The organism is Nocardia speluncae NBRC 108251, from assembly GCF_001613245.1.
Classification (GTDB): Bacteria; Actinomycetota; Actinomycetes; order Mycobacteriales; family Mycobacteriaceae; genus Nocardia; species Nocardia speluncae.
This window is the reverse complement of the sequence record NZ_BDBZ01000028.1, coordinates 151,701-164,899: the sequence shown is the minus strand read 5'-3', so window position 1 is coordinate 164,899 and position 13,199 is coordinate 151,701. Positions and strand designations below refer to the sequence as shown.

At 66.0% G+C, this 13,199-nt stretch carries 13 protein-coding genes; 10 read left to right on the top strand and 3 right to left on the bottom strand.

Going from position 1 to position 13,199, the window contains the following annotated elements:
- The 7 genes from NS6_RS22490 to pknB all read left to right on the top strand — a co-directional run.
- On the top strand, nucleotides 1-416 hold a 416-nt coding region (locus NS6_RS22490), incomplete at its 5' end, for an FHA domain-containing protein (protein WP_157112888.1).
- Between the two features lie 200 nt (nucleotides 417-616).
- Nucleotides 617-1,084, top strand: coding sequence for an FHA domain-containing protein FhaB/FipA (locus tag NS6_RS22485; RefSeq protein WP_068044860.1), 468 nt, complete (start codon nucleotides 617-619; stop codon nucleotides 1,082-1,084).
- Nucleotides 1,081-2,571, top strand: coding sequence for a PP2C family protein-serine/threonine phosphatase (locus NS6_RS22480; protein ID WP_068044858.1), 1,491 nt, complete (start codon nucleotides 1,081-1,083; stop codon nucleotides 2,569-2,571). Before NS6_RS22485 ends, NS6_RS22480 begins: the two co-directional genes overlap by 4 nt.
- On the top strand, nucleotides 2,571-4,049 hold the full coding sequence (locus NS6_RS22475) for an FtsW/RodA/SpoVE family cell cycle protein (RefSeq protein ID WP_068044856.1): 1,479 nt from the start codon (nucleotides 2,571-2,573) through the stop codon (nucleotides 4,047-4,049). The genes NS6_RS22480 and NS6_RS22475 overlap by 1 nt, the downstream gene beginning before the upstream one ends.
- Nucleotides 4,046-5,512 (top strand): peptidoglycan D,D-transpeptidase FtsI family protein, encoded by a 1,467-nt coding sequence (locus NS6_RS22470; RefSeq protein WP_068044854.1) that lies wholly within the window; start codon nucleotides 4,046-4,048, stop codon nucleotides 5,510-5,512. Before NS6_RS22475 ends, NS6_RS22470 begins: the two co-directional genes overlap by 4 nt.
- A gap of 37 nt (nucleotides 5,513-5,549) precedes the next feature.
- Entirely contained in the window at nucleotides 5,550-7,058 is a 1,509-nt protein-coding gene (locus NS6_RS22465) for a protein kinase domain-containing protein (RefSeq protein ID WP_068044852.1), read from the top strand.
- A complete protein-coding gene (gene pknB / locus NS6_RS22460) occupies nucleotides 7,055-8,959 on the top strand; it encodes a Stk1 family PASTA domain-containing Ser/Thr kinase (RefSeq protein ID WP_068044850.1) in 1,905 nt (634 codons plus the stop codon). The genes NS6_RS22465 and pknB overlap by 4 nt, the downstream gene beginning before the upstream one ends.
- A 451-nt stretch (nucleotides 8,960-9,410) precedes the next feature.
- Here pknB and NS6_RS22455 read toward each other — a convergent pair whose 3' ends face one another.
- Entirely contained in the window at nucleotides 9,411-10,055 is a 645-nt protein-coding gene (locus NS6_RS22455) for an aminodeoxychorismate/anthranilate synthase component II (RefSeq protein WP_068044849.1), read from the bottom strand.
- Nucleotides 10,056-10,157: 102 nt separating this feature from the next.
- Between NS6_RS22455 and crgA the strand changes: the two genes are divergently transcribed.
- Nucleotides 10,158-10,424, top strand: a complete 267-nt coding sequence (crgA, locus tag NS6_RS22450) for a cell division protein CrgA (protein ID WP_068044910.1) — start codon at nucleotides 10,158-10,160, stop codon at nucleotides 10,422-10,424.
- Between the two features lie 82 nt (nucleotides 10,425-10,506).
- Nucleotides 10,507-10,968 carry a PH domain-containing protein gene (locus NS6_RS22445; RefSeq protein WP_068044848.1) on the top strand — a complete coding sequence of 154 codons (462 nt, stop codon included), beginning with the start codon at nucleotides 10,507-10,509 and terminating at the stop codon, nucleotides 10,966-10,968.
- A gap of 90 nt (nucleotides 10,969-11,058) precedes the next feature.
- On the opposite strand, the gene NS6_RS22440 is transcribed toward NS6_RS22445, so the two are convergent.
- Nucleotides 11,059-11,937 carry a rhomboid family intramembrane serine protease gene (locus NS6_RS22440; RefSeq protein ID WP_068044845.1) on the bottom strand — a complete coding sequence of 293 codons (879 nt, stop codon included), beginning with the start codon at nucleotides 11,935-11,937 and terminating at the stop codon, nucleotides 11,059-11,061.
- Nucleotides 11,938-12,131: 194 nt separating this feature from the next.
- Here NS6_RS22440 and NS6_RS34165 point away from each other — a divergent pair, with 194 nt between their 5' ends.
- The gene (locus tag NS6_RS34165) at nucleotides 12,132-12,344 is read left to right on the top strand and encodes a hypothetical protein (RefSeq protein WP_084471307.1); all 213 of its coding nucleotides are present in this window, start codon (nucleotides 12,132-12,134) and stop codon (nucleotides 12,342-12,344) included.
- A 9-nt stretch (nucleotides 12,345-12,353) separates the two neighbouring features.
- Here the strand turns inward: NS6_RS34165 and NS6_RS22435 are convergent, their stop codons facing one another.
- Nucleotides 12,354-13,148 carry an ABC transporter permease gene (locus tag NS6_RS22435; RefSeq protein WP_068044908.1) on the bottom strand — a complete coding sequence of 265 codons (795 nt, stop codon included), beginning with the start codon at nucleotides 13,146-13,148 and terminating at the stop codon, nucleotides 12,354-12,356.
- Nucleotides 13,149-13,199 lie beyond the last annotated feature (51 nt).

The following is a 13,199-nucleotide window of genomic DNA, read 5'->3' as shown; positions in this document are numbered from 1 at the left end:
AGCCCGGCTACGACCAGGGTTACGACCAACAGGGGTACGCGCAGCAAGGTGCGCAGGGGTACCCGCAGGGCGCCGCCCAGCAGGCCCCCTACGGGGCTCAGGGAGGGTACGCGCCGGCGGCCGGGCCCGGATTCTCGGCCACACTGGCGCTCGACGACGGCAGCGGCCGCACCTACCAACTCCGTGAAGGCAGCAATATCATCGGCCGCGGCCAGGACGCCCATTTCCGGCTGCCGGACACCGGTGTGTCCCGCCGCCATATCGAGGTGCGCTGGGACGGCCAGACCGCGATGCTCTCCGACCTCGGCTCCACCAACGGAACCCTCGTCAACGGTTCACCGGTGCAGGACTGGCAGCTGGCCGACGGCGATGTGATCCGTGCCGGGCATTCCGAGATCCTCATCCGTATTGTCTGATGCCGTAGGCTCGCCGTGCGGATCACGGGACGGCTCTCGCATAATAGGGCGGTCCAATCGTGATCGGTCTCGTCCGACGGTCCTATGATGTGCCGACACATGCGCGGCCCCGCAAGGTGGGTCGCCTGGACGAGCACGGCCAAGGGGTGGGTCACCACTCCGATGGCACCGGCACACAGTCGAACAGGAGGTGGAGCGCCGTGCAGGGATTGGTTCTGCAGTTGACCCGGGCCGGGTTCCTCCTGCTGTTGTGGCTGTTCGTGTGGGCAATCCTGCGTACCCTCCGCAGCGATATCTACGCGGCCTCCGGCATACGGCTCCAGAACCGGGGACCGCGCGGTTCCGCGGTACTGCCGTCGATGCGCCGAGGCCAGAAGGGCGCCAAACATCTTGTGGTGACTCAAGGTTCTCTTGCCGGTACCCGTATCACACTGGGTACCCAACCGGTATTGATCGGCCGTGCGGACGATTCGACGCTGGTCCTTACCGACGATTACGCATCGACCCGACATGCCCGGCTGTCCCTACGCGGTGACGACTGGTACGTCGAAGACCTCGGCTCGACCAACGGTACCTACCTCGATCGCGCCAAAGTCACCACCGCAGTCCGCGTTCCGCTCGGCATACCTGTCCGGGTCGGCAAGACAGTGATCGAGCTCCGATCGTGACACTTGTTCTCCGCTACGCAGCGCGCAGCGACCGCGGCCTGGTCCGCGCAAATAACGAAGATTCCGTCTATGCCGGTGCCCGGCTGTTGGCACTGGCCGACGGTATGGGCGGGCACGCCGCCGGTGAAGTCGCGTCTCAGCTGATGATCGCCGCACTGGCGCATCTGGACGACGACGAACCCGGCGAAGACCTACTGGGCAAATTGAACCGGGCCACCCATTCCGGTAATTCTGCGATCGCCGAACAGGTCGAGGAAGAACCCGAGCTGGACGGGATGGGCACCACGCTCACCGCCATCCTGTTCGCGGGCAAGAAACTCGGCATGGTCCATATCGGCGATTCACGCGCCTACATGCTGCGCGATAGCGAACTCGCCCAGATCACCCGCGACGACACATTCGTCCAATCGCTGGTCGACGAAGGCCGAATCACCCCGGAGCAGGCGCATACCCATCCGCAGCGCTCGCTGATCATGCGGGCCCTCACCGGCAACGAGATCGAGCCCACGCTGGTGATGCGGGAGGCGCGCGCCGGGGACCGCTATCTGCTGTGCTCGGACGGCCTCTCCGATGTGGTCAGCGACGAGACCATCGCCAACACGATGCGCGAGGGCAGTACCGACGAATGCGCCGACCGGCTCATCGAACTGGCGCTGCGCAGCGGTGGCCCGGACAATGTGACCGTCGTCGTCGCCGATGTGATCGATCTCGACTACGGCCAGAGCCATCCGATCGTCGCCGGCGCCGCCTCCGGTGAGGCCGAGGACAATCCGCCGCCGAATACCGCCGCCGGCCGCGCCGCGGCCATGCGCCCACCGGCCGCCGCGCCGCGGCGCACCGCGAGCGAGCCCGAGCCGCCACCGAAGAAATCACACAAACTGCGCTGGTTGCTACTCGCGTTGGCGCTGGTGTTCGCGGTGGTTGTCGGGCTGGTCGTCGGCTACAAGATGATCCGGTCCAACTACTACGTGGGCGCGGACCACGACAGCGTCGTGGTCATGCAGGGCCTGCCGGGGTCGATCCTGGGTTACTCCATACACGAGGTGAACCTCGTCGGCTGCGTCACCGCCAAGGGTGAGCTCACCCTCGCCGACAACGGCGCTCCACTGCCGGAGGGCTGCCGCCCCCTGAAGGTCAGCGATCTCGAGCAGACCGGACGCGATCAGGTCGAGCGCGGCCTGCCACCGGGCACCCTGGACAAGGCACGGGAGCAGATGCGCGTACTGGCCGACCGCGAACTGCTGCCGGTGTGCAAGAAAACCGGGTCCGCCGCCCAGCCGGGCGTGGTGACCACCACTCCCGCACCGCCACCCCCACCGGCCCCACCCATGCCCACCGAAGCAGCCCCGCCGGCGCCCGCCACGCAAGCACCCGGCCCCAACGGTGAGAATCCGGCACCGCCGGCGCCGCCGACCACCACCGCGCCGGCGCCGACCACCACCGCTGTGCCCCAGACGCCGGGGGAGAACTGCCGGGTGACGGACTGATGTCCGCACCGGCAGCACCGTCCGCCGGGGCTTTTCCGAGCCCCCCGGGCGGTTTCGCGGCAACGCCGCCACCCACTTCGCGGCGCAATACCGAGCTCCTGCTGCTCGGTTTCGCGGCGTTCATCACCACGGCGGCTTTGTTCCTGGTCGAAGCCAGCCAAGAACAATCCGTGACGTGGGATATCGCGAAATACGGGCTCGCCTATCTCGGGCTGTTCGCCGTCGCACACCTGGCGGTACGACGGTTCGCGCCCTACACCGATCCCCTACTGCTGCCGATCGTGGCGCTACTCAACGGGCTCGGCCTGGTACTCATCCACCGGCTGGACCTCGCCGACCAGCAGACCGCCGCCTACAACTCCTGGGATATCCCCTCCCCGGACGCCAATTCCCAGATTTTGTGGACCGCACTGGGAATCGTGCTGTTCGTAGGAATCCTGGTGGTGTTGCGCGATTACCGGACCCTGGCCAAATACTCCTACACACTCGGACTCGTAGGGTTGGTCGCGCTGGCGATTCCGGCGCTGCTGCCCAGTTCGTTCTCCGAGGTGAACGGCGCCAAGATCTGGATCCGGCTGCCCGGTATGAGCCTGCAGCCAGGTGAGTTCGCCAAGATCCTGCTGATCATCTTCTTCGCCTCGGTCCTCGTCTCCAAACGGGAGCTCTTCACCGCCGCAGGCCGGCATTTCCTCGGGATGGAGTTTCCGCGCGCCCGGGATCTGGGCCCGATACTCGCCGTCTGGATCGTCTGTATCGGCGTACTGGTCTTCGAGAAGGATCTCGGCACCTCGCTGCTCATCTTCGGCACCGTGCTGGTGATGCTCTACATCGCCACCGAACGAGTGGGCTGGCTGCTGATCGGCAGCGGCCTGCTCATGGTCGGATTCTTCTTCGCCTACCAGATGTTCGGCCATGTGCGGGTCCGGGTGGAGACCTGGCTGCACCCCTTCGACGACTACAACAACACCGGCTACCAGATCGTGCAGTCGCTGTTCGGCCTGGCCACGGGCGGGCTGGCAGGCACTGGTCTGGGCAGCGGCCGGCCTTCACAGGTGCCGTTCGCGAAAACCGACTTCGTCGTCACCACCATCGGCGAGGAACTCGGACTCATCGGCCTGACCGCCGTACTGCTCCTGTTCCTGATGCTCATCCTGCGCGGTATGCGGACCGCGCTGGCGATCCGCGACAGTTTCGGCAAACTGCTTGCGGCCGGGCTGGCGTTCACCCTCGCCATCCAAATCTTCGTGGTCGTCGGTGGAGTGACGAAACTGATCCCGCTCACCGGTCTCACCACGCCGTTCGTCTCCTACGGCGGATCCTCTCTGCTCGCGAACTACATTCTCCTTGCCCTGCTCATCAAGATCTCCGACGCGGCGCGCGCACCCGCCCCGGCCCGGCGCCGGGAACCGGCGCCCGCACCCCTGGCGGAAGCGCAGACGGTGATGGTGTCACGACGGCAAGGGGGCCAGCAGCGATGAACACACCACTACGCCGAGTGGCGATGGCGGTCATGGCGATGATCGTGGCCCTGCTACTCAATGCCACCTATATCCAGGTGATCAAGGCCGACGACTACCGAGCCGATCCGCGTAACTCCCGCGTCCTGCTCGACGAATACTCCCGCCAGCGCGGGCAGATCTCCGCGGGTGGTGCCGTACTGGCCAGTTCCGTCGAAACCGAGGACCGGTACAAGTACCTGCGCGTCTACCCCACAGACCCGGCCGCATTCGCGCCGGTCACCGGCTTCTACTCGATGCAGTACGGCAGCACCGGGCTCGAACGGGCGGAGGATCCCGTGCTCAACGGTTCGGATGCGCAACTGTTCGGCAGCCGGCTGGTCGACCTGGTCTCCGGACGCGACCCGCGGGGCGGCAATGTCGTCACCACGATCGATCCGATGATGCAGCAGGTGGCCTACAACGAACTCACCAGCAAGGGCTACACCGGCTCCGTCGTGGCCATCGAACCCAGTACAGGCAAGATCCTCACCATGGTGTCCACGCCCAGCTACGACCCGAACCAGCTGTCCGGGCACGACGGCGCCCAGGGCACCCGAGCCTGGGAGAGTCTGAGCGCCGACGAGAACCAGCCGATGATCAACCGGGCGATCTCGCAGACCTACCCGCCGGGTTCTACTTTCAAAGTCGTGGTCACCGCGGCCGCACTGTCCAACGGCGTCGCCGACCCGCAGTCCCAGTTCACCGCGGCACCGAACATCACCCTGCCCGGTACCAGCACCACTCTGGAGAACTACAACGGCACGAATTGCGGGTCCGGCGCCACCGCGACCCTGCATGAGGCGTTCCGCCGGTCCTGCAACACCGCGTTTGTCGAGCTCGGAGTCGACGTCGGCGCCGCGGCGCTGGAAGATGAGGCGGCTGCTTTCGGTATCGGCCCACATCGCGGTATCCCGATGCCGGTCGCCGAAAGCACCATCGGCAATATCCCGGACGACGCGGCGCTCGCGCAGAGCAGTATCGGCCAACGTGATGTGGCGCTCACCCCCCTCGACAATGCCGTAATCGCGGCTACCGTGGCCAACGGCGGTGTGCGGATGGAACCGTATCTGGTCGACCAGTTGCAGAACCCGGACCTGAGTGAGCTGGCCACCACCGAACCGGTGTCCGTGGGGCAGGCCGTGAGCGCCGATGTAGCGTCTACCCTGACCGATCTGATGGTCGCCTCGGAGGAGAACACCGCGGGTAGCGGCGGGTCGGGCTATCGAATTGCGTCCAAGACCGGTACCGCCGAACACGGCGCCGACCCACGCAACACACCACCGCACGCCTGGTACATAGCGTTCGCGCCGGCCGAGAACCCGAAGATCGCTATCGCGGTCATCGTGGAGAACGGCGGCAACCGCGCGTTGGCGGCAACCGGTGGATCGGTCGCCGCGCCGGTAGCCCGGGCGGTTCTGGACGCAGGTCTGCGAGGTCGGTGAACGAGATGGATATGCGAGTGAATCTGCGGGGAACCCGATGCTGACAAACGGCGCGATGATCGCGGACCGCTACCGGCTGCAGCGCCTGATCGCCACCGGTGGGATGGGCCAGGTCTGGGAAGCCCTGGACACCCGGCTCGATCGCCGGGTGGCGGTGAAGGTACTCAAATCGGAGTTCTCCGCCGATCCCACGTTCCGGCACCGGTTCCGCACCGAGGCCAAGACCACCGCACAGCTCAACCATCCCGGTATCGCAGGAATCTACGACTACGGCGAAACCTACGACCCGCAGGGCGGGGAAACCGCCTACCTGGTGATGGAGCTGGTGCAGGGCGAACCCCTCAACACCGTGCTGAACCGGCTCGGCCGCTTGTCGGTCGTACAGGGTCTGGATCTGCTGGAGCAGACCGGTCGCGCCCTGCAGGTAGCGCATCGGGCAGGGGTGGTGCATCGCGATGTGAAACCGGGAAATATCCTGGTCACCCCCACCGGACAGGTGAAGATCACCGATTTCGGTATCGCGAAGGCAGTGGATGCCTCGCCCGTCACCAAGACCGGAATGGTGATGGGCACCGCCCAATACATCGCGCCGGAACAGGCTGTCGGCGAGGATGCCACGGCGGCCAGTGACGTGTATTCGCTCGGTGTGGTCGGCTACGAGGCCCTTGCCGGTCAGCGCCCGTTCACCGGTGACGGCGCCCTCACCGTCGCGATGAAACATGTGCGCGATGTACCGCCACCGATGCCGACGGATCTCCCGCCGAACGTGCGCGAACTCGTCGAGGTGACCCTGGCCAAGGATCCGAACCATCGTTACACCGACGGCGGCGAGTTCGCCGAGGCGGTCGCCGCGGTGCGGTCGGGCCGGCGTCCGCCGCCACCCCGTACTATGGCCGCGGCCGGCCCCACCAGCGTTATCCCGGCGCCGCAGCCCGGTTACGACGATCCGGCGACCGTCCGCTACACCACACCGGCCACTGCCATGGCCGGACCAGCCACCGCGATGGACCACCACGGCGCGCACGAGGCCGATCCCGGTGGTTACGACGACGGTACCCGTGGCGGCGGCGGTCTCGAGAAGAACCGGAAATGGATGATCGGGCTGGGTATCGGCGCGCTGGTACTCGGCGGGGCGGTGCTGTGGCTGCTGTTCGGCGGCGATACCAACCCGGCGGGTACACCGGGCGAAACCTCGTCCACAGCACCTACCACGCGACCGGCGCCGCCCCCGGTGACCACCACCTACGAGGTGACAGAACCGCCGGTCTGGACACCCACGCAGGAATACACGACCACCCCGCCGCCGGCGACCACGACCACCCAACCGCCGGCGACCACCACAACGACCCAACCGCCGACCACCACCGCCGAGCCCACCACCACCGCCCCGCCGACCACCACGGAGTCGACGGGCAGCGAGGAAACGGACACCACCACCACCCCTCGTTTCCCGGTTCCGGAAATCGATCTGCCGGGGATCGGCAACAGCTCCCGTGACGACGACAGCTCTCCCGACGTGCCGAGCCACCATCAAGGACAGCCATGACGACCCCGAAGAATCTCTCCTCTCGCTACGAGCTGGGCGAGATCATCGGATTCGGTGGTATGTCCGAAGTCCACCTGGCACGCGACCTTCGGCTCAACCGCGATGTCGCGATCAAGGTGCTGCGGGCCGATCTGGCACGCGATCCCACGTTCTACCTGCGTTTCAAACGCGAAGCGCAGAACGCGGCGGCCCTGAACCATCCCGCGATCGTGGCGGTGTACGACACCGGTGAGGCCGAGGTGGACGGCGGGCCGCTGCCGTTCATCGTGATGGAATACGTGGACGGCGATACGTTGCGCGATATTGTGCGCAACGAGGGTCCGCTACCGCCGCGCCGGGCTATGGAAGTCATCGCCGATGTGTGCGCGGCACTCGATTTCAGTCATCAGGCCGGGATCGTGCACCGGGATATGAAGCCCGCCAACATCATGATCAACCGTGCGGGCGCGGTGAAGGTGATGGATTTCGGTATCGCGCGGGCGATCGCCGACGCCGCCAACCCGATGACCGCGACCGCCGCGGTGATCGGCACCGCCCAGTATCTGTCGCCGGAGCAGGCGCGCGGCGAAACCGTGGACGCGCGCTCGGACGTCTACTCGGTCGGTTGCGTCCTGTTCGAAATCCTCACCGGGGAGCCGCCGTTCACCGGCGATTCCCCGGTCGCAGTCGCCTACCAGCATGTACGCGAGGATCCGCGGCTGCCTTCGCTCGTACACGACGGTGTTCCGCGGGAACTGGATTCGGTCGTGCTCGAGGCCATGGCCAAGAACCCGGCGAACCGTTATCAGAGCGCGGCCGAGATGCGCGCCGATCTGATCCGGGTGCTGGGCGGCCAGAAGCCCGGCGCGCCGATGGTGATGACCGACGAGGACCGCACCACCATGCTGGGTCCGGCGGAAGCACAGTCGCGCGGCTATCACCGCCTGGACGACGACGATATCGACGACTACGGCGCCGGATCCGGTGGCAATCGCCGCCGCGCATATATTGCCGCCGGTGTGGTGGCCGCGGTGGCCGTGGCCTTCGGCCTGTTCTGGATGCTGCTCGGTCCGGGTAGCCGGCCCGAGCAGGTCGCGGTACCGGATCTGTCGAATTCCTCGGCCAGTGAAGCGGAGCAGAAACTGGATTCGCTCGGCTTCGACGTCGCCATCCAGGAGAAGCCCGACGGCCGGATCGGCGCCGGTAACGTCATCGCGACCCAGCCACTCGGCGGGTCGCGGGCCGACGAGGGCAGCACGATCACCATGCAGGTATCCACCGGCCCACAGCAGGTGCCGCTCCCGCGGGTTGTCGGGCTGAGCCAGCAGGAAGCCGCGCAGGAGCTCACCAATGCCGGGCTGCAGGTCCACCCGGATGTCAAGCGTGGTCCGTCCAGCCCCGAGGACAAGGACAAGGTGATCGCCCAGGACCCTTCCCCGGGATTCGAACTGGATGCCGGCAGTCAGGTCACGCTGACCCTCGGTTCCGGCCCGGAGCAAGTGTTCGTGCCGGATGTCGTCGGTCAGTTGATCGACCGTGCCCAGCCGAATCTGGAGGGCGCCGGGTTCAAGATCGAGATCCGCGAGGTGCAATCCGCACGGCCCCGGGGCGAGGTGCTCTCCACCAGCCCGTCCGGCGGTTCGAACGCCGACAAAGGCTCGACGATCACGGTGCAGGTCGCGCAGAGCGATCGGATCTCCATGCCGAACCTCGTCGGCCTCACCCCAGGGGAGGTCGTGGACACACTGCGAGAAAGTGGCTGGCAGGGCAGCGTCAACCAGGTCCGCCAGATCACCCAGATCACGCTGAACTCCGATCAGGCGGGCAAGGTGCTCAGCCAGCAGCCATCGGCCGGCACCACCGTGCCCTCGTCGACGACGGTCACGGTCAACACGGGTGTGCTACCGCTCGGCCCGCCCTGATATCCGCCACTCCACCGAACAGGCCCCTCACCACTGTGGTGAGGGGCCTGTTCGGTGGAGGAATGCATACGGGCGTCTGAGATCGGCACCGCCGGGCCGTGAACGACCACACCCGGCCGGCACATCCTTGTAGACGTCGAACAACGCGATATGTTCCAGCAACTCGCTACCAATGGACCGCAACGCCGTCTCGAATCACTGCTGCCGGGCACCGAAGAACCACGGCCTCGGATAACGCTGCCGCCACTCTGATGGTCGAGGCGCCCGCGCAGGCCGCCTCGGTCCCCATCGGACTGGACCTACGGCCCGATTTCCCCGGGGTGCGGCTCGGCACATGATTCCGACCGCTCGTCAGGCGAGCGTGCAGGCGGTCGCTTTCACGCGGGCGGCCGGGTATCGGTGCCGGGCGCACAACCCGCAGATGGCTCCGCCACAGCGCTCTGAACAGGTCTCAACGGACCGAAAGTCCCGCGACTTCCGCCTCGAGCATCTCCACAAGTCCCTCGGCAGGCCGCTCACCGCAGATTTCCAGCCAGTTCGCGAGCATCCGGTGCCCGCCCTGGGTCAGCACCGATTCCGGATGGAACTGCACACCGTGAATCGGTAGTTCGTAGTGGCGCAGAGCCATCACGATTCCGCTCTCGGTACGCCCGATCACATCGAAACCGGTCGGCAATGTGCTCTCGACTACGGTGAGCGAATGGTATCGGGTGGCGGTGAACGGGTCGGGTAGTCCTGCCAGGACGCCCGTGCCGATATGGAACACCGAACTCGTCTTACCGTGCAGTAGTTCGGGGGCCCGGGTCACTGTGGCACCGAAGGCCGCACCGATCGCCTGATGGCCGAGGCAAACACCGAGGAGCGGGGTGGCCTGCTCTGCGCACGAGCGCACGATATCCATGCTCTTGCCCGCGCGGTCCGGCGTACCGGGGCCGGGGCTGATGAGGATTCCGTCGAAATCTCGGGCGACAGCGTCGGTATCGGCAAGTTCCGGATCGTCGTTGCGCCAGACGACTGCCTCGACGCCGAGCTGACCCAGGTACTGGACCAGGTTGAACACGAAGCTGTCGTAGTTGTCGACGACCAGAACTCGCATGCACAAAGACTACGTGGCCGATCACCGGATACGGGACATCCCCCCTGATCACCTGGTGGGATAGCCTTGGGACACGACCTGCACGCTGAACACGAGGACATCATGCCCAAGTCGAAGGTCCGCAAGAAGACCGATTACACGATCAACCCCGCCAGCCGCACGCCGGTGAAGGTGAAGGCAGTGGGTCCATCGCCCGTCTGGTATGTCACCATCATGCTCGGTTTCATGCTGGCCGGGCTGGTCTGGCTGCTGGTCTACTACCTGGCGGCCGATCAGATCAGCTGGATGAGCGATCTCAATGCCTGGAACTTCCTCATCGGATTCGGGCTGATGGTGGTCGGGCTCATCATGACCATGCGGTGGCGCTGACCAGGGGATTACACGGGTGTAATTAATGCACACCTGTGGATAACCCTGTGGATAACTATCGAGACGGATAGGGGAACGCCGCGTGCAGCCGGAGAGCACACAACCACGCCTGGCCTGGTCGACCCCGCTGCCCGCACTGGCCGCGGTCGCGATCGGGGGTGCGATTCTCGCGGTCGCGGCGCTGCTGACCACCGAGGTGCCCGGCAAATTCCTGCTCGGTGCCGCATCCCTGGCACTCCTGGCCCTGGCCGGGCTGGGTATCCGGCAACGACCACGGTTGTCCGTTGTGCCGGGCGAGCAGCCGCGATTGGTCCTGCGCGGTCTCACCGGCGCCACCGAGTACACCCCGGACCAGATATTGCGGGCCCGGATCGTGGGGTACCGCCGCCTCGGCCGCAAATCCCCGATGCTGGAGATCGATGTCGATCATCAGGGCACCGAGCGTTTGCTGATCTTCGGCCGGTGGGATCTGGGTACCAGCCCGGAAGACGTCTACGAAGCGCTGCGTTCGGAGCTACACCTGCGCGGCGAATCGGCCCGCTGAACCCACTCCAGCGCTGGCGGTTTCCATCTCGGTAGATGTTTCACGTAAAACATCAGGGTGGGCCTCCGGCGAGTAGCGGCCGGCACACCGTCAGCCCAAGAACATCGCCGCGGCTCCGATCAACGCCAATGTGGCCGATGCCAGAACCACCAGCGCGATCACGCCGACCGTCCGGACCTGTTCCGGAGTTCGAGCCCGCAGCCACCCGGGCAGAAACATCACACCCAGGGTCGCGAGCGTGCCCGCGGCCAGCCCACCGAGATGACCCCACAGCGAGATGCCGGGCAGCGAGAAGCTGATGAACACATTGATCCCGATCAGGATCAGCATGCTGTTCGGATTCTGCCGAAGCCGCAGGAGTATCACGGTGACGGCTCCGAATAGGCCGTATACGGCCCCGGAGGCACCGGCGGTCAAGTTGTCCTGCGCCAGGAACATCACCGCGGCCGAACCGCCGAACAAGGAAATCAGGTAAACCGCGAGGTAGCGCGCGCGGCCGAGGACCGGTTCGATATCCCGTCCGACGATATAGAGCGCGAACATGTTCAACAGTAGATGGATCAGGCCGTAGTGCAGAAAGCCCGAGCCCACCACCCGGAACCATTCACCAGCGGCGACCGCCGGCGGATACATGACCCAATCAATGAAAAGCGCCGACCCCCGCTCATTGGCCATCAGGCTGCGCGACTGTGCCGCAGTGATCGCGTACACCACGACATTGAGGGCGATCAGCACGTAGGTGACGAACGGTGTGGCCGAACGCGCGGCCACCGCCCCCGACGCGGTGCGCACCTTGCGTGTACTGCGCTGATCGGCCCGGACACAGTCGACACAATGCTGGCCGACCGATGCGGGACGCAGGCACTCCGGGCACGCCGGGCGGCCGCAGCGAGTGCAGGACAGGCCGGTGGGGCGGTCGGTATGCCGTACGCATACCTGCGCCGGTGGCGAGGACTGCTGTGGGTTCACCGGAAATCCCGGTCCGAGGACGGCTGAATGGTCCGGCCGCGTCCTGCCGGCCCGGTACGACGTGTCGCGCTCACCACCCCATCGTGCCATGTGCCCTTTTTGCCCGGTGTCGGCCGGCGGCCGACCCGTCAACGCCGGCCAGGCCGTTGACCTGCTGGTCTGCGCCGAAGACGCGGCTGTGCCAGAGTTGAGCCATGAGCTCGAACCCACTGCGTCCCTCCAGCCGTTCGCGCTATCGGCTGCTCGCTGCCGCCGCCGTAGCTGCGGCAGGCGGTACCGCATGGCTGGTGCGCAGTAAACGCCCGCAGCCGCCCGAGCCGGCTCCCGCTCCGCCGCGTATCGGACAGACCCGTACCGGTACCACAGCGGCCACCACGAACGGGGCAGCCGCAACTCCGGAGAGCTGACCCGCGCCGTCAGCGGCTGACGGTCTTGCGGTACTGCCGCAGTGCAAGCGGGACGAAAACCGCCAGGATGATCGCGACCCAGATCAGAGTCGTCGCCACGGGATGCTGCAGCGACCACGCGGTGGACTCGTCGACCACGGGCGAGGAGTTGCCGAAAAGGTCGCGGGTGGCCTGGGCCAGCGCCGATACCGGGTTCCATTCGGCGAAGACCCGCAGCGGTGCGGGCAGATCCTGCAGGGGTACGAAGGTGTTGGCCAGGAAGGTGAGCGGGAAGATCACCATGAAGCTCGCGTTGTTGAACACCTCGGGCGTGTGCACCAGCAGGCCCACCACGGCCATGATCCACGAAATCGCGTACGCGAAAAGCAGAAGGAGCACATAAGCCAGCACTGCGTCCAACAGCGATCCGCGGATACGCCAGCCGACCAACAGGCCGGTCAGCGACATGACAACCAGGCTCACCACGTTGATCACCACATCGCTGACAGTGCGCCCGATCAGCACCGACGACGGGGCCATCGGTAGCGAGCGGAAGCGGTCGATAATGCCCTTCTGCATATCCTCGGCAAGGCTGAGGCCGGTGAACGTGGAACCGAACACCACGGTCTGCACGAAGATGCCCGCGATGAGGAATTCCCGGTAGCCGCCCTCGAGGCCCGGAACCTTGATCGCCGTACCGAAAATATAGGCGAACAACAATACGAACATGATCGGCGAGAGCGTGCTGAAGATCAGCACATCGGGCACTCGCTTTATCTTGATCACATTGCGCTTGGTGACGGTCAGGCTGTCGCTGACCACCATGGACAGCCGCTCACCCACCCCCAATGATGTTGCCGGAGCGCCGGCCGTTCC

Bases quoted from the DNA above. Each gene is read 5' to 3' on its own strand.
- NS6_RS22475 (WP_068044856.1), top strand. From the start codon at position 2,571: ATGTCCGCACCGGCAGCACCGTCCGCCGGGGCTTTTCCGAGCCCCCCG.
- NS6_RS22470 (WP_068044854.1), top strand. From the start codon at position 4,046: ATGAACACACCACTACGCCGAGTGGCGATGGCGGTCATGGCGATGATC.
- NS6_RS22465 (WP_068044852.1), top strand. From the start codon at position 5,550: ATGCTGACAAACGGCGCGATGATCGCGGACCGCTACCGGCTGCAGCGC.
- pknB (WP_068044850.1), top strand. From the start codon at position 7,055: ATGACGACCCCGAAGAATCTCTCCTCTCGCTACGAGCTGGGCGAGATC.
- NS6_RS22455 (WP_068044849.1), bottom strand. From the start codon at position 10,055: ATGCGAGTTCTGGTCGTCGACAACTACGACAGCTTCGTGTTCAACCTG.
- crgA (WP_068044910.1), top strand. From the start codon at position 10,158: ATGCCCAAGTCGAAGGTCCGCAAGAAGACCGATTACACGATCAACCCC.
- NS6_RS34165 (WP_084471307.1), top strand. From the start codon at position 12,132: ATGAGCTCGAACCCACTGCGTCCCTCCAGCCGTTCGCGCTATCGGCTG.
- NS6_RS22435 (WP_068044908.1), bottom strand. From the start codon at position 13,148: ATGGTGGTCAGCGACAGCCTGACCGTCACCAAGCGCAATGTGATCAAG.